Origin of the sequence: Psychrobacter sp. W2-37-MNA-CIBAN-0211 (genome assembly GCF_040309405.1) — a bacterium.
In the GTDB taxonomy this organism is placed as follows: Bacteria; Pseudomonadota; Gammaproteobacteria; order Pseudomonadales; family Moraxellaceae; genus Psychrobacter; species Psychrobacter glaciei.
In genome coordinates, this window is sequence record NZ_JBEOOU010000006.1 from 1 (window position 1) to 15,960 (window position 15,960).

Consider the following 15,960-nt stretch of genomic DNA (forward strand, 5'->3'; position numbering starts at 1 on the left):
AAAGGACTGAGCCCTGTACAATACAGAGCTCAGTCCTATCTTTAATTAAACCGTCCAAGTTTCGGGGGTCAGTTCATTTTGGTAGCCCTTTTTTATGTTTTGAGGTAGCTACAACCTTATCTAGATAACAAGGTCGCCAGCTCGTCCTCATTATTGATGATATCTGCCAACGTATAGCGTTCAAGTACGGTGATAAAAGCAGTGAGCGCTTCAAAAAACACCCCTTTTAATTGGCAGACTGGACTAATTACACAGCCCAAAGTAGGCGGCGGCGCTGATTCCGCTATCAAGGTGATGGGTAAGCCTGTTGAATGAGGTTTTGTCTCGGTATTGGGCAACTGCGCGGCAAAACATTCTACCAACGCAAAATCTGGTTCGATTTGTTTAATCAGTACGCCTAAGTTGATATCTTTTGGGGCGTAAGCCAACCGAATACCACCATTTTTGCCACGAACGCTATCAATGTACCCAAGCTGACCCAGCTGATGAATAATCTTAGTTAAGTGGCTCTTAGAAATATGATAGCTGTCTGCTATGTCACTGATATTAGACAGTGAGTGCTGATCTGGCTTCACTGCTAAATAAATTAATGAGCGCAGTGCGTAGTCACTATAATTGGTTAATCGCATTGATTCACGCTCCTGTCTGATTTGAGAGTATTAAAATTTTACGGTTTCAACATTGATGAGCTAAAGCACGTTACCCAAATAAGCCGTCTGGTCTCGGTCGTGTCAGCATCGGCAAATAACTGATGCAAAATAATACAAAGCAAGCAATCCACGCGCTTTGAGCCACCATAATCCATGCTAGATAATGACTCATATCAACCAGCGGTAATAACACTCGGCTGATAAATACTAAGACCATCAAACCGTACATAACGTTTACCGTTTTTGGTGGCTGATGAATACTGCGACCCGTGTGTCCAAGCGATACTCTAGTCATCATCGCCACGGTCATCATACCAACACCAGCAATTGCCAGTCCATGCATAGCAATGCTGTGCGGATAACCGAGCCAAGGCTGTAATGCATACAATAAGAAACTCAGACACATTCCTAAAAACGCAATATACAATGACCACAACAATGGCTTTTGCCAAATACCGTGATTATACCATCCTAGCAAACGAATGATATTGACCATGGCTACGCCAAGTGCCGTGATCGTCAGCAAGTACTTATTAGGATAAAACAAATCAGCCATAAAAAAAGCGAAGAAAAAAGCCAAGCTGGCAATATCTTGAATTTTACTATTTCGTAGCGTTACATTGTCTGTACCACCCCCACTTAATCCGCGCTCAATAAAGAAAGGAACTACCCGTCGACCAATCGTCAGCACTAACCCGATGATCAAATAGAACCCAAGATAAATGCCTATCTTGGTAATGGCCATATCAGCACTAATAATGCCCCAGTAGTACAGCCCATTGCCCAATGTTAATAGCGCCAGCTTTGCCAAAATCCCCATTTGTTTGTATTGCTTGACTTGTAGCACTGCACGACATATGACAAAGGCCATCGCTCCGATGAATAACATATCAAATAGTGCCGCTGCATATAATAGCCATGCACTACTTCCTGCAATGGTGACGCCAATCCCAAAAGCCAACCATGCTAAACGCGCTAGCAACCAACAAGTAAAGATTGCCAGTAGCTTATAACCATGCGGCATCATCACCCCTGTCCAAGTCTTCACCGCTGTTAGCAAAAACCCAGCAATCACTGCGAGTGCATAACCATAAATCATCTCGTGACCATGCCAATACAACGGATTCAATACCTGTGCATCGATATCCGTGTGACCAGTAAACACAAAAGCCCATAGCAGCATCGTTGCCACAGCAAATAGCGCAGCAGCGCTGAAAAATATGCGAAAGCTCAAATTAAGGATAGGATGCGGAGAGCTTGGTGGTTTGCTAGGTAACTTGATAGATTGCATAGCCATCTTCTTAGAGAATATAGATGGCTTTAACTATAACATTCATTTTAAATGAATGTTATAGTTATTTAGTCTGATTATTGAAATATTCTATCCATTAAAGTGCAGCGCCTACGGAAATCTCTAGAAGCAAAATCTCAAGTATAGTTGAATTCAAATAATTTCGATACAAGGAAACCGAGCGCAAGTTATACATTAGTATGCTTAGCTAGGATGACGATGTAGCGGATTTATATGGATTTGACTATATAAAAATAGAGAAAGCCAACTGACTATTATTTGGCCATGACTTAGTTAATACCACTTACAACTGTAATGCTGCAACGACTAACGACATGACCACTATCGCCGTGACATACTGCCTAATTTTAAAGTAAGCATGACTGATAATCTGAGCTCGATGCAGACTATAATCGATAACTAGCAGGCTTATAAAACCAATCACTAATAGCCAAATAAAACTACTGGTTGATAAGCTCAAAAAACCAAGCCAAAGGCCAAGCGCAATGGCATTGCTGTAGATAGGAAGTTTAACAGCCCACTTATGGTCATCAGCCAAGTTCAAATGATTACCCCAATGCGCGCCTGCCATAAACGATGCAATTACTAGACCATAAGCACTTAATATATTGGCTACTGAGCCAAGTATAGGCACGGTAACAACCTCTACCATCAATAAAAATGCACAGGCTATAAATGGAATCGTACCTGCAAAAGTTAGATAAGGACTGGGCTTTTTCATCGTTTAAACCTATCTTATGATTAGTCTAATAATAGTTGTCACCTGTTGAGTGGAAGTTTTCAACATACATTAATCACTCTTTTGAGTGTTGCCTTGCCACTGACGAATAAATTCACCGTTTGGATCATATTGCTGGGTTTGCTTGTCGAGATTAAATTGTCTGCATCCTCTTGGGTCAGCGCCCACGCCTGCCAGATATTGCCAATTGCCCCAATTACTGCCAACATCATGATCAACCAAATGTTGCTCAAAGTAAGCTGCCCCGTAACGCCAATCAAGCCCTAGCTCATGGATAAAGCAGCTAGCAACCAGTTGTCGCCCGCGATTCGACATATAGCCTGTCGTGCGCAATTGGTTCATGCAAGCGTTGACGATAGGATACGATGTTGTACCGTTTTTCCATTGCGCTAACAGATTTTTGTCCAATTGAGTTAAAGGCGCGTGCTGACCGATACCTTTAAACCAAAATAACTTTTCCTGATGGGTGACAGCATACCAATAGAAATACTCACGCCATAGCAGCTCAAACCAAATCCAGTAGGTAGAGTCATTTGCGATAATATCGCGCTCATAGCGACGTAGACGATTCAATATTGTGTTTACAGATAGTGAGCCGTTTGCCAGCCATGCGGAGAACTTCGTAGAATGTGTCCAGTCATCTAACGCGTTTCGGGTGGTTTTATAAGTGCTAGGTGCATCGGAGTCAAAATAAGCATCTAAATGCTTCAAGCCGCTTGACTCACCACCTTTAAAATTAGATTGTTGCTGTACTTGCTTATCAAATACCTGTGCTGCAAAAAAGTATTCGCTTCTGTTTAGCATGGCCTTAGGCATTGGCGAGAGCGATTCTGGCGTTGGATAAGTAGCTATATCTTTCTTTGCATGCAGCAAATCATAATCGGCTTCGATTTGTTTACGAAACTGTGTAAAGCTTTTGGGTAAGTGCTCTAGAGGTAACTCGTCAAACAAAGTCGCTGTTGTTTGAATGTGCCACTGTATCTCTGGATATTTCGCCTGTAAAAGGTCATATACTTTGTTTTGATTATAATCTGCCGTTTGACTGATGCAGATATCTGTCACTTGTTGCTGCGCTATTAGATTACTCAACTGAGTAAAGACGTTCAATGCTTCATCGCCTTTCTGTAAATACAGCAATCTATTACCACGCTGTATCAGTGACGCATTTAAATCAGCCAAGCTCTCATGCAAAAACTGCTGGCGGGCTTGGCCAATACTGTCGTAACGATAGGCATCGTAATGGTCTTTATCATCTAATATATCTGTCAACGATGACGCGTAAACCAATAGCAGCTTTCCATTAATGGATATCTTAGATGCTTTCAATAAAGTGGCATTGTCCGCCACTCTCAAGTCATTATGAAATAGTACCAATGTGACATTGTTGTTCTCTGAGTTGTTCGCTGCCTGATTTGACATACCCTATCCTTCTGGCTGTTTAACGCTTATTTTAGTCTTTAACCTTGAAATATCGTATACAGTGTAAAACATACTTAGCATTCAACTTTGATGCTAACCTAATACTTGTAAGGCAATGCGCTCAGCCCCAGAAACCACTTATAAGCATTGACTCTCATGTGTCTGACTGCTTAAATGGCTTACCTCTAGGAGAACATCATGACTCAAAATAATACTACGACTGAAGAAAATAAATCAGATGAAAAGCGTAAACTTATTAATCGATTTTTGATGAGACTGACAAAAGAGCAGCCTCAAATGTATTACGCGACTACCTCTGAGATATCGCGGAGTATTCATACGATGATAAAAGAACATACCAATCGCTTGTCGGTAGAAGAACAAGCACTGGTGAGACGTATGACTATTGAAGAGATTGAAGGATTACTGGGCTTTCATGCCAGATGAGTTATTGACTAACTTCAGATACATCATTCTCAGTAAGTTGCCAAATATCACACAAAAAAAGACCGCTATCAAAGCGGTCTTTTTTATTAGCTATCAGCTAGATTTAATAGCTAATTTAAGACAATTAGAACGGATATTCACGTGGCTCATTTTGCATTGAGATCCAATGTGTTCTGGTGAACTCTTCAAGTACCCACTCGCCATTAAAGCGGCCAATACCTGAGTTTTTCTCACCACCGAATGGCGTATTGCTCTCATCATTGACTGAGATGTCATTGATGTGAGTCATGCCAGCTCTGATACCGCGAGCGAAACGCAGACCTTTTTGCATATCAGCAGTGAACACGGCACTAGACAAACCATACATAGAATCATTGGCGATTGATAGTGCATCGTCTTCATCTTTAGCACGGATGATACCGACCAGTGGTCCAAACACTTCATTACGTGATAGATCCATTTCGCGAGTCACTTCAGTAAAGATATGCGGTGGTACTACTTGGCCTTCAATCTCGCCACTTAGTATCATTTTTGCGCCTTCTTCCTGCGCTTTAGCAATTTTTTCTTTGAGTGATTTAACTTGCTTGGCATTGATAATCGGACCAACAGCAGTGTCTTGCTTATTAGGATCACCGACGTTCAATGTTTTGACATGCGCTAAGAAACGCGCTACGAAGTCATCATATATCTCGTCTTCAACAATCACTCTGTTAATCGCGATACAGATTTGACCTTGATGCAAAAACTTACCAAAGGCAGCCGCTTTTACTGCTTGCTCGATATCAGCATCTTTTAATACCACAAATGGGCTGTTACCGCCAAGCTCTAGTGCCACTTGTTTGATGTATTCACCACCATTTGCTAGCTCACCGATACGTTTGCCCACTGAGGTCGAACCTGTAAACGACACTAGGCTTGGCGCTTTGTGTTCAACGATGGCATCGCCTATCTCGCTACCTGAGCCGACCACCACGTTTAATAGACCTTTTGGCAGACCTGCTTCTTCAAATACTTTGGCCAATAGCAAACCACCTGTCACTGGCGTATCGCTAGCAGGCTTAAGTACCACTGCGTTACCAAGCGCTAGGGCTGGTGCGATAGAGCGCTGAGTCAAATGTAGCGGAAAGTTCCATGGGCTAATAACTGCTACCACACCGATAGGCTCACGATAAATAAAGTTCTCTTTACCAGGAGTATTCGATGGGCGAATCTCACCATGGACACGATTAGGGAATGTCGCTGCTTCAAGCGTAATCGCACGCGTCGCACTGAATTCGACCATCGCTTTGATACGGGTGCTGCCCGACTCTTTGATTAGCCAATCAACGATTTCTTCTTGGCGCTGATCTAGTATGTTGACCACTTTATATAACACTGCGGCTCGCGTTGCAGGCGTTTGCTTAGCCCATGCTTCTTGAGTTTGGCTCGCAGCATCGTATGCTTCATTAAGCTGATCCTTGGTCGCTTGCTGAATTTCTACGAGCGTATCGCCATTATAGGGATTGGTATTAGTATTGCTGCTATCGTCCTTACCTGTTTGCCATTCACCAGCGATGAACTGCAAATGGAAGTCAGTATATGCACTGGTAGTTGTATTATTGGTTGACATAATTAGCCTTATTTTTGGTTTGTTGTGCTGAATGTTTATTTTCGATTATTTGAATAAAATTATTAAGTCGGAGATATCTCAATTAAAAGCATATCTTATAAGTAGTAAGTCTGAAGTTATGGTTAAACCATTAATTAAAAGCCATCATTTAAAATAGAGACGCTGTGATAACGGATAACAACAAAACCTACCTTGCTAGACGACTGGTCTAATGCTACCATAGCTATCAATAAAACAAGACTATTTTGTCAGTAAATATTGTTGATAAAACGTAACACCTATAAATATATCCTATTACAATACGCTATCAACATGACGTTCAAATGAACGCTGACTATCTTATATAAATACTGCTACTAAAGGAGAACATCCTACCTATGTCTAACATAACAGACACTACTACACCCGATACCAAAGCTCATTTACTTGCGACTGGCTACCAATTAATAGCCAAAAAAGGCTTTACCGCTGTTGGTATCAAGCAAATATTGGATACTGCAGGGGTACCCAAAGGCTCGTTTTATCATTACTTTGCCTCAAAGGAAGCCTTTGGCGAGTCGATTATCAGTCACTATTTTGTCAATTATAAGAATCGTTTAGAAGCGATCGGCGGGCAAGATGTGAGTGCGCAGCAAAAACTGTATAACTATTTTCAGAATTGGTACGACACCCAACAGAATGGCTGTGACCACGAGAAATGCTTGGTCGTCAAGCTCAGCGCCGAGGTGGCAGACATGTCAGAGACGATGCGTGAGGCGTTAAATGCTGGCTATCAGCAGACCGTCACTTGGCTAGCCACACAAATAAAAGCGGGCTGGGTCGATGGTTCTGTACCACAGCCTGACAATATCGCTGCCGAGAGTATGGCTAAGCGCTGGTATTTTGCATGGCTCGGAGCCAGCTTAATCGCTAAGACCAGTCAAACCAATACGCCGCTTGCGGAAGTTTGGCAAATGACGACTTCACAAATGGGGCGCTAACGGTCGTTATCTATTCTCAGTCGCTGGTCTCAATCACTAGGTGTTTTCAATGTAAAGCGCCTTAAGTGAAAAGCACCTTAATAGTAAATAACAGTTCATTGGATTCATATCATTTGGTTTACGATACTTTTGTAATTATTTACAGAAAATACTAGACGACCGGTCTAATTAATGTACAATGCCTGCAGATGTTTAAAACAAGCATCACGAATTTTAGCTTTTAATTTCAGACATACACTCTACAACTTTTAGGAAAATTATGAATAACTTTCAATATTACAACCCAGTACGTATCGTTTTTGGTGAAGGTCAAATTGAGCAATTATCAGATCTAGTTCCTACTGATGCCCGTGTTCTTATTACTTACGGTGGCGGTTCAGCACAGCGCACTGGTACATTAGACGAAGTAAAAGATGCTTTGTCTGCGAGCGGAAACCGTACTGTCTTTGAGTTTGGTGGTATTGAGCCAAATCCAGAATTTGTCACACTATTAAAAGCTGCTGACATGGTTAACGAGCACAATATTGATTTCTTATTAGCAGTCGGTGGCGGTTCGGTCATTGATGGTAGTAAGTTCGTGGCACTTGTGGCTTCATTAACAGAAGAAGACGGTACTGTCTCACGCGATCAAGCATGGGATGCCTTGACAAGCTATTGCAGAAATATCGACTCTGCCGTTGACCTAGGTGCAGTCTTGACTATCCCAGCGACTGGTTCAGAGATGAACTCTGGCGGCGTTGTTAACTATAGCGAACGCCAAGCAAAACTACCGTTTGGTAACCCACTTGCCTTTCCTAAGTTCTCAATCTTAGATCCTACTAAGACATTGACTTTGCCTGAGCGTCAAGTAATGAACGGCGTTGCCGATGCCTTCGTCCATGTGATGGAGCAATACTTAACGTATCCAGTCAATGCAAAAGTGCAAGATGCCTTTGCTGAGAGCTTGCTGAAAATTCTGATTGAAGAAGGTCCAGCAGTCAAAAAAGACCCAGAAAACATGGAAACGCGTAAAAACATTATGTGGACAGCGACCATGGCACTGAATGGTCTGATTGGTACTGGTGTGCCACAGGATTGGACGACGCATATGGTTGGTCATGAACTGACTTCATTGCACGCTATCGATCATGCACGTACATTGACCATCGTTTTACCATCAGTGATGCGCGAGCTAAAAGAAAGCAAAAAAGAGAAATTGCTTCAGTATGCACGCAACGTATGGAACCTCATCGATACTGACCAAGATGATGACACCATCATTGAGACAGCGATTGTCAACACTGAAAACTTCTTCCGCGAGCTTGGCTTGCCAGTAAGCTTAGAAGATGTTGATTTAGACAATGCTGCCATTGATCCTATTATCAAACAACTTGAAGCTCATAACATGGTCAAGCTGGGTGAGCACGGCAAAAACGATCTTGATGTATCACGTCGCATCTTGGACCGTGCGGTTACTAGCAAGGCTTCGTAAACAATGAATACAGCAGACAAATGCGATGTTAGGTTAAATAGTATTTGTTTGTGATTGTCCTCCTTTAAATGACACTATCCGAAATGATATTGTCGTGAAAATAAAAGTACCGTCAAAATAAAATTACCATGAAAATAACAGTATCGTGAAAATAAAAGTAACTATTCAACAGTGAGTAGTTACTGCCCTCTTAATCAGTCATTAGTTTTCAATCAGTAATTAGCCAATAACTATTAAAAAATGGCTATGCAATACCCAATGATTAAACAGTTAACTTTCTAAGTATTAGTCATTAACTGACAATCAACACTCAATAAATAAAAAAGGAGCTTTACTATGAGCTTTGAAAAACAACAAAACCAACAAAAAAATCGTCAAATCAAACTGGCCAGTCGTCCTACTGGTGAGCCAAAAGCTGAAAATTTTGACATGGCTACTAGCGACATCCCAACACCCAATAACAATGAGATGCTACTGCGTACGGTCTATCTATCATTAGACCCGTATATGCGCGGACGTATGAGCGATGCCAAAAGCTACGCTGATCCCTTAGAAGTTGGTGATGTCATGATGGGCGGCACAGTCGCTCAAGTCGTTGAATCCAATGTCGATGGTTTCTCTAAAGGCGATTTAGTGGTCTCAAACTCAGGCTGGCAGGATTACAGCGTCAGCGATGGCGAAGGTGTGCTTAAACTAGACAAAAATATGTCAAACCCTTCTTACGGCTTAGGCGTGTTAGGTATGCCAGGCTTTACTGGTTATATGGGTTTGACCGATATCGGCAAACCACAAAAAGGCGAAACTTTGGTTGTCGCAGCGGCTACTGGTCCTGTCGGTGCAACTGTCGGTCAAGTGGGTAATAAATATGGTCTGCGCACTGTCGGTGTCGCAGGCGGCAAAGAAAAATGTGATTTTGCGATCAACGAGCTTGGCTTTGATGTCTGTATCGATCACAAAGCCGATGATTTCGCTGAGCAACTAAAAGCAGCATGTCCAGATGGTATCGACATCTATTACGAAAATGTTGGCGGTAAAGTGTTCGATGCAGTATTACCACTATTGAACGCGCATGCCCGTATCCCAGTATGTGGTCTAGTATCACAATATAACGCCACTGACTTACCTGACGGCAAAGACCGCTTGGGTATGCTAATGGGTCAAGTATTGGCCAACCGTTTAACCGTCAAAGGCTTCATCATCTTTGAAGAGTATGGCGATCACTTCCCAGAATTTTTAGAAACCATGAGCAAATGGGTAGAATCAGGTGATGTCAAAACCAAAGAATATATTGCTGATGGCTTAGATAATGCACCAAATGCCTTCGTTGACATGCTCAATGGTGATAACTTTGGTAAGACCGTCGTAAAAGTATCTGATGTCGAATAAATCGATTGGATAACGAGTTAACAACATAATTTGTTAAGACAACCACTGAAAATGACATCTTAACCATGAATACTGTTGGCAGTCATCGCTATTATTGACTAAGTACGATTGGTTAAAGATGGCTGCTAACAATAAATCATTTAAAAACAACGTTAATAATAAATAAGGACAATCATGAATATTTTAATGGTACTAACTTCACACGATAAATTGGGCGATACTGGTAAGAAAACAGGTTTTTGGCTAGAAGAATTTGCCGCACCTTACTATGCTTTTCTTGATGCTGGCGCCAATGTCACGATCGCCTCTCCTGCTGGTGGTCAGCCACCGCTAGATCCTAGTAGCGACACACCAGATGCGCAAACAAAAGATACCACCCGTTTTAAAGATGATAAAGACGCTCAAGAGCATTTAGCCAACACCAAAAAACTGGCTGATATGAAAGCTGAAGACTTTGATTCAGTCTTTTACCCTGGTGGTCACGGCCCATTGTGGGATTTGGCAGTTGATGAAAACTCTATCAATCTGATCGAGACCTTTGTAAAACAAGATAAGCCTGTTGCTTTTGTTTGTCACTCTCCTGCCGCGCTTAAAAACGTCAAAGTTGATGGTGAGTACCTAGTGAAAGGCAAAACCGTTACTGGTTTTACCAATTCAGAAGAAGACGCAGTTGGCCTTACAGATGTAGTGCCTTTCTTAGTAGAAGATGCGCTTAAAGCCAATGGCGGTAATTACGAAAAAGCGGCTGATTGGGAATCGTTTGTGGTAGAAGATGGCTTGTTAATCACAGGTCAAAACCCAGCATCGTCAGAAGAAGCAGCTAAGCGTCTAATGGCAAAGCTTAACGGTTGATCTAATTAACAAAGTAAAAAGGCTACTATTATGATTCGTTTACACCATCTCAACCAATCACGGTCGCTACGTACTTTATGGCTTTTAGAAGAGCTTGGCGTCCCTTATGAGATCGTCAGTCATCAGCGCGATGCTAAAACGCATCTGGCACCTGATAGCTTAAAAGCTGTGCATCCTCTTGGTAAATCACCGGTCATTGAAATGGATGGTGAAATATACTCGGAGTCAGGGGCCATTACTGAGCTCTTGATCGAACGCTTTGCGCCAGATCGTCTACGCCCTGCTCCTGATAGCACCGATTACGGGCATTATCTACAGTGGATTGACTTTGCTGAAAGCTCGCTGATGTTGCCATTGATGCTTGAATTGTTTACCAAAAAAGCAGGTATCAATGACAATGAGTTTTTGAACGGTTATATAGAGATAGAAAAAACCCGACTGTTCAAATATCTGGACACCTCAGTTGAGGGTAAGTCGTTTATTGTGGGTGATAAATTGAGCGGTGCTGATTTTATGCTGTCGTTTGACTTGATTATTCTTGCTCAACGTCAAAAACTAGACGCTTATCCACATATTAAACAATATGCTGAAAAGCTGGCCAGTCTTGATAGCTATCAACGTGCGATGAATCTTGAAGCTGAGCATGACGAGTCAAAGCAAGCGTAAACACGCTTCATAATAAATGCTCAATAAAAAATATGATAAAATAGCCCAAGTCTATCTTGGGCTATTTTTGTGGTTTTATTCCATTAATAACTGTACTAAGATCAGTTACTGACACGCTCAGCTAGCGCCGCCAATCATAGGGGAGCTGTACCATGTCCTTACTCTATTCACTCACACAAATCATCATACGACCATGAGTACTGAATACCAGTTTAAGCCCCACGAACAACCAATGATGGTGGGCTCTCCAGCCAACCCTGACCATCCTGTACGCCGTAAAGTATTTTATTTACTGATTGGAATTTTCGTTGGTCTCACAGCCAGCTTCCAAAATGGTCTACTTGTCGCAAATCTTACTCAAATTCAAGGCCAATTGGGATTAACGCCTGCGGAAGGTGGTTGGATATCTGTCAGCTACAATATGACCAATGCCTGTATTACCGTTCTACTGTACAAAATTCGCCAACAATTTGGCATGTCACTGTTTAGTAAAATCACCCTATTTTTTCTGTTAGCCGCCACGAGTCTACAGTGGCTGATCAGTAGTCACTTATTAGATACGCCTAACATTGGCATCGAGCCCTATTACCTAGAGATTGTCGCAAGGGGACTTAGCGGTATGGTGGCCAGTGGCATGACCATATTGGGCTTATTTTATTGCTTGCAAGGTATGCCAACTGTCAAACGTACTAGTGGCCTAATATTGGGCTTTGGCTTGGTACAGTTCGGTATTCCATTATCCCGCATCATCTCGCCCTACCTCACCATCGATGGTCAGCTCGAAAACTTGTTTTTATTCCAATTTGGTTTGGCACTGATTTGCTTTGGGCTGATTAACATCTTAGAGCTACCACCAGGTAATACAGAAAAAGTATTTGAGAAACTCGATTTTCTCAGCTTTGGGTTTTTTGCCAGTGGTCTGGCTGCATTAGCGGTCATTTTGGTGCAAGGTAGGATTCTGTGGTGGACGACACCTTGGCTTGTCTATCCACTGATGATTGCCATTATTGGAATCAGCATCGCCTTATGGATTGAAACGCATCGCAAAAACCCAATGCTGCAAGTTCGCTGGATGCGTAGCCGCAATATTATCGCTTTTATGATTACGGGCGCTGTCATGCGAATTTTGCTATCTGAGCAAAATGTCGGTGCGGCAGGATTACTTGCCAACTTAGGCTATGGTAATGATCAGCTCATTACTTTTTATGCGGTCATATTGGCTGCCAGTGTGTTGGCTTTGGTGATTAGTATTTTTAGCACCAATCCGATGGATTTACGTCGACCCGTTATTTTTGCAGTGGCATTGATTGCATTAGGCTCTTGGATGGATGTGGGTGTGTCTATTAATTCTGCACCCTATATGTTTTATCTCAGCCAATTTTTGATTGCATTTGCCGCGGTGTATTTTATGGGGCCTCTGGTTTTTGAAGGATTTTTGCGTGCGATTGCCAGTGGTCCTGCTTATATTATTAGTTTTTCCGTTATTTTTGGTATTTCACAAACGGTGGGCGGCTTGGCAGGTGCAGCGGCAATTCAGGCATTTACAACCATTCGTACGCAAGTGCATTATGCCGATATGGTCAGCTCACTGAATTTGGGTGATCCTACGTTCAGTGCTCAAATTGCTGGTACTCGTAGTGTATTGTCAAACCAAACGACGGACGCAGCGCAAGCGAATGTAGTTGCAATAAGCCAAGTTTTGCAAGGGATTCAGCGCCAAGCAACGGTCTCCGCTTATGGTGATTTGTTTTTTATCATGGCCATTCTATCAACTGTGGCTACTGCTATGTTATTACTCAATTATTTTTACTATCGTTATCACAAACGCAATCCTCTGGCCAAAGAGCTTGCTGTTATTGCAAAAATGCGTGAACCAAAATAATGCCTTTTATTGCATGAGTGATTTTTCACTTTGTTGATTTATCGCCACACCGTTTAAGTATTTGCTAATTAAACATTTAGGAGCGCGTCATGAGCCAAAAGAAACCCAGTGAACTGAATCAAACACCTCAGACGTCAACTGATGCTCCCATAACAGACGCACGTATTGCGTCAAATACCGATACCAATCAGGCCGAAAATCCTACAATAGAGCAAACGGATACCTCTGAGACAAATCCAGCTACTGACATACAAAAAGGCTCACGTGATGAGACGCCTATGCCACCAAAAGAACCTATCGCAGCGGCTACTGGCTGGTCGCCAAAGAAAAAATCCTATCTGAATTTAGGATTATTGGTTGTAATGATTGTCATTGGTGTGGCATTGATTTTATATGCATGGAAGCTGCCACCCTTCACGCCTACTGTGCAGCAAACCAACAATGCCTTTGTAAAAGGACAAACCACCATTATTAGCCCGCAAGTATCCGGCTACGTCACCGAAGTAGCCGTACAGGATTTTGCCAACGTAAAAGCGGGTGACTTACTAGTAAAAATTGATGATCGTAGCTTCCGTCAACAGCTTGAGCAAGCGCAGGCCAATATAGAAGTGGCCGTTACTAACCGCTCTAGTAACACTCAAGATACTCAATCAAGCCAAGCACAAATTGAAGCACGTGAAGCCGATTTATATAGTGCCAAAGTGAGTGTTGAAAGTGCTCGTGAAGATGTCAATCGATATCAAGGTTTGGATGCTATCGGCGCAGTATCAAAGGCAGAAGTTGCTCATACAAAAGCACAACTTGCGCAAGCACAGGCAGGCGTCCAGCAAGCTGAAGCTAACTTACAAGCAGCTCGCGAAAACCGCAAAAAAACCAGTGGCAGCCGCTCCTCTTTGGACGCGAACATAAAAAATGCTGAAGCAGGTCTCAAGCAAGCACAAATTAATGTAGACAATACCATCATCACCGCGCCTGAAGCGGGACAGTTGAGTCAGGTCAGTGTCAAAGAAGGTCAATACGTTAGTGCTGGCACCCAGCTGATGTATATCGTTCCTAAAGGCGTTTGGATTATCGCGAATTTTAAGGAAACGCAAGTCGCTAATATGGCAGTTGGTGAACCTGCAACCATCCATGTTGACGCGCTTGGTGGTGCCAAATTCAGTGGTCATGTCAGCAATATCTCACCAGCGACTGGTAGTGAATTTAGTGCAGGGGCAGCCAACCCTGCGACTGGCAACTATATTAAAATAGCCCAGCGTATCCCCGTGCGCATTGACTTAGACCAAAATCAGGCTGAGCTTGCTCAATTACGTCCTGGTATGTCGGTCTCTGTCGATGTAGATACTAATATCAAAGTAAAAAGCTAGATTAAAGCGAAAAACTATAGTCAGTGAAAAATAATATCGATACATCACGCACTGATGATATAAATTTTTCTTGCTTGCTGTGCCTGTGCAGACAGAGGCTACAAAAAATTGATATCATCAGTATCGTCGCGTTTTTGGGGTATCTTGACTATAGATTAAAGCAAAAAACTGAGGCATATTAAGTACGCCTCTGCATAAAAAAACCCTTTAAATACCAATATAAAGGGATTTAAAGGGTTTTTTGTTTAGCGTTAAAACAAGCTGACATCTATCAGCCTTACACCTATTAATTTAACGTCTAAGGTAATAAGCGCTTAGTTGTCCAACCTGCATTGTCCTCGTTGCTATCTTGGGTGTACACAATACGGTCATGCATGCGATTGGCACGACCTTGCCAAAATTCAATTTGTTGAATCGTAATCTCATAGCCACCCCAAAACGCTGGTGTTGGCACTTGGCTGTTTTCGGGATAATCAGCTTGTAGCTGGCCAAAGGTCTGTTCCATAACTTCTCGGTTAGCAACTTCACCGCTTTGTGGTTGGCTGACCCATGCGCCTACTTGGCTGTCGTGTGGACGCTTTTGGAAGTACGTAGCTGACTTATTGGCATCTATTTTTGCAATGCTACCACTGATACGGACTTGCCGCTCAAGCTCATGCCAAAAGAACAGCACTTCTGCATTGGGGTTCTCAGCGATATCTTGACCTTTAGCACTTTCATAGTTGGTATAAAATACCACACCAGTCTCAGTAATCTCACGCATTAATACAATACGCACGCTGGGCTTGTTGTCTGCCCCGCAAGTAGCAAGACTCATCGCATAAGGCTCTTGCACTTTTTGCTCGGTCGCATCGCTAATCCAACTTTTTAATAGCTCAAATGGTGATGTAGGAATCGACTGCTGGTCAAGAGCGCCTTTTTCGTACGATAAACGTTGATCGGTAAAGTCCATACTCATAACTATTCCTTGATTGCGTTATATTATTAAGCCCTTTTTAATGACCCATTTATCGAGACTATTAAGGCGTATCTTCATTTCAAAAATGGTGATAAAAATGAGATAAATTGCCGTCAAACAAGAAAAATAGTGCAGATAATATCGGGATATTAACCAGCTATTTGACGATGTTTGGCAAGATTTAGCCATTTTTAGCCCATTTAGATGACTATCGAGTGAATT

14 protein-coding genes are annotated in these 15,960 nt (G+C 42.3%); 8 read left to right on the top strand and 6 right to left on the bottom strand.

Going from position 1 to position 15,960, the window contains the following annotated elements:
- Positions 1–116: 116 nt before the first annotated feature.
- From AAEY72_RS07660 to AAEY72_RS07675, 4 genes are all read right to left on the bottom strand, one after another.
- Entirely contained in the window at positions 117–629 is a 513-nt protein-coding gene (locus tag AAEY72_RS07660) for an Rrf2 family transcriptional regulator (protein WP_352310103.1), read from the bottom strand.
- Between the two features lie 70 nt (positions 630–699).
- Positions 700–1,941, bottom strand: coding sequence for an NnrS family protein (locus tag AAEY72_RS07665; RefSeq protein WP_352310104.1), 1,242 nt, complete (start codon positions 1,939–1,941; stop codon positions 700–702).
- A 304-nt stretch (positions 1,942–2,245) separates the two neighbouring features.
- Complete coding sequence (locus AAEY72_RS07670) at positions 2,246–2,683, bottom strand: DUF3429 domain-containing protein (protein WP_352310105.1); 438 nt, start codon at positions 2,681–2,683, stop codon at positions 2,246–2,248.
- 69 nt (positions 2,684–2,752) lie between these two features.
- Positions 2,753–4,120 (bottom strand): DASH family cryptochrome, encoded by a 1,368-nt coding sequence (locus AAEY72_RS07675; protein ID WP_352310106.1) that lies wholly within the window; start codon positions 4,118–4,120, stop codon positions 2,753–2,755.
- Between the two features lie 198 nt (positions 4,121–4,318).
- Here AAEY72_RS07675 and AAEY72_RS07680 point away from each other — a divergent pair, with 198 nt between their 5' ends.
- Positions 4,319–4,567, top strand: coding sequence for a hypothetical protein (locus tag AAEY72_RS07680; protein WP_010201084.1), 249 nt, complete (start codon positions 4,319–4,321; stop codon positions 4,565–4,567).
- Positions 4,568–4,691: 124 nt separating this feature from the next.
- Here the strand turns inward: AAEY72_RS07680 and AAEY72_RS07685 are convergent, their stop codons facing one another.
- Positions 4,692–6,176: an aldehyde dehydrogenase family protein gene (locus AAEY72_RS07685; protein WP_352310107.1), complete on the bottom strand. Its 1,485-nt coding sequence runs from the start codon at positions 6,174–6,176 to the stop codon at positions 4,692–4,694.
- Between the two features lie 377 nt (positions 6,177–6,553).
- On the opposite strand from AAEY72_RS07685, the gene AAEY72_RS07690 reads away from it, so the two are divergent.
- The 7 genes from AAEY72_RS07690 to AAEY72_RS07720 all read left to right on the top strand — a co-directional run bounded on the left by AAEY72_RS07690 (position 6,554) and on the right by AAEY72_RS07720 (position 14,780).
- Entirely contained in the window at positions 6,554–7,156 is a 603-nt protein-coding gene (locus AAEY72_RS07690; protein WP_189584752.1) for a TetR/AcrR family transcriptional regulator, read from the top strand.
- 259 nt (positions 7,157–7,415) lie between these two features.
- Positions 7,416–8,627, top strand: coding sequence for an iron-containing alcohol dehydrogenase (locus AAEY72_RS07695; protein ID WP_352310108.1), 1,212 nt, complete (start codon positions 7,416–7,418; stop codon positions 8,625–8,627).
- Positions 8,628–8,963: 336 nt separating this feature from the next.
- A complete protein-coding gene (curA, locus tag AAEY72_RS07700; RefSeq protein WP_352310109.1) occupies positions 8,964–10,013 on the top strand; it encodes an NADPH-dependent curcumin/dihydrocurcumin reductase in 1,050 nt (349 codons plus the stop codon).
- Between the two features lie 174 nt (positions 10,014–10,187).
- On the top strand, positions 10,188–10,865 hold the full coding sequence (locus tag AAEY72_RS07705) for a type 1 glutamine amidotransferase domain-containing protein (protein WP_010201076.1): 678 nt from the start codon (positions 10,188–10,190) through the stop codon (positions 10,863–10,865).
- 30 nt (positions 10,866–10,895) lie between these two features.
- On the top strand, positions 10,896–11,531 hold the full coding sequence (locus AAEY72_RS07710) for a glutathione S-transferase family protein (protein WP_201592867.1): 636 nt from the start codon (positions 10,896–10,898) through the stop codon (positions 11,529–11,531).
- 193 nt (positions 11,532–11,724) lie between these two features.
- Entirely contained in the window at positions 11,725–13,413 is a 1,689-nt protein-coding gene (locus tag AAEY72_RS07715; RefSeq protein ID WP_352310110.1) for an MFS transporter, read from the top strand.
- An 89-nt stretch (positions 13,414–13,502) separates the two neighbouring features.
- The gene (locus AAEY72_RS07720) at positions 13,503–14,780 is read left to right on the top strand and encodes an HlyD family secretion protein (protein WP_352310111.1); all 1,278 of its coding nucleotides are present in this window, start codon (positions 13,503–13,505) and stop codon (positions 14,778–14,780) included.
- A 298-nt stretch (positions 14,781–15,078) separates the two neighbouring features.
- Here AAEY72_RS07720 and pdxH read toward each other — a convergent pair whose 3' ends face one another.
- Complete coding sequence (gene pdxH / locus AAEY72_RS07725; RefSeq protein WP_352310195.1) at positions 15,079–15,732, bottom strand: pyridoxamine 5'-phosphate oxidase; 654 nt, start codon at positions 15,730–15,732, stop codon at positions 15,079–15,081.
- Between the last annotated feature and the right edge of the window lie 228 nt (positions 15,733–15,960).

Coding starts and splice junctions, on each gene's coding strand:
- AAEY72_RS07720 (WP_352310111.1), top strand. CDS start 13,503: ATGAGCCAAAAGAAACCCAGTGAACTGAATCAAACACCTCAGACGTCA.
- curA (WP_352310109.1), top strand. CDS start 8,964: ATGAGCTTTGAAAAACAACAAAACCAACAAAAAAATCGTCAAATCAAA.
- AAEY72_RS07675 (WP_352310106.1), bottom strand. CDS start 4,120: ATGTCAAATCAGGCAGCGAACAACTCAGAGAACAACAATGTCACATTG.
- AAEY72_RS07685 (WP_352310107.1), bottom strand. CDS start 6,176: ATGTCAACCAATAATACAACTACCAGTGCATATACTGACTTCCATTTG.
- AAEY72_RS07690 (WP_189584752.1), top strand. CDS start 6,554: ATGTCTAACATAACAGACACTACTACACCCGATACCAAAGCTCATTTA.
- AAEY72_RS07665 (WP_352310104.1), bottom strand. CDS start 1,941: ATGCAATCTATCAAGTTACCTAGCAAACCACCAAGCTCTCCGCATCCT.
- AAEY72_RS07680 (WP_010201084.1), top strand. CDS start 4,319: ATGACTCAAAATAATACTACGACTGAAGAAAATAAATCAGATGAAAAG.
- pdxH (WP_352310195.1), bottom strand. CDS start 15,732: ATGGACTTTACCGATCAACGTTTATCGTACGAAAAAGGCGCTCTTGAC.
- AAEY72_RS07710 (WP_201592867.1), top strand. CDS start 10,896: ATGATTCGTTTACACCATCTCAACCAATCACGGTCGCTACGTACTTTA.
- AAEY72_RS07715 (WP_352310110.1), top strand. CDS start 11,725: ATGAGTACTGAATACCAGTTTAAGCCCCACGAACAACCAATGATGGTG.
- AAEY72_RS07660 (WP_352310103.1), bottom strand. CDS start 629: ATGCGATTAACCAATTATAGTGACTACGCACTGCGCTCATTAATTTAT.
- AAEY72_RS07670 (WP_352310105.1), bottom strand. CDS start 2,683: ATGAAAAAGCCCAGTCCTTATCTAACTTTTGCAGGTACGATTCCATTT.
- AAEY72_RS07695 (WP_352310108.1), top strand. CDS start 7,416: ATGAATAACTTTCAATATTACAACCCAGTACGTATCGTTTTTGGTGAA.
- AAEY72_RS07705 (WP_010201076.1), top strand. CDS start 10,188: ATGAATATTTTAATGGTACTAACTTCACACGATAAATTGGGCGATACT.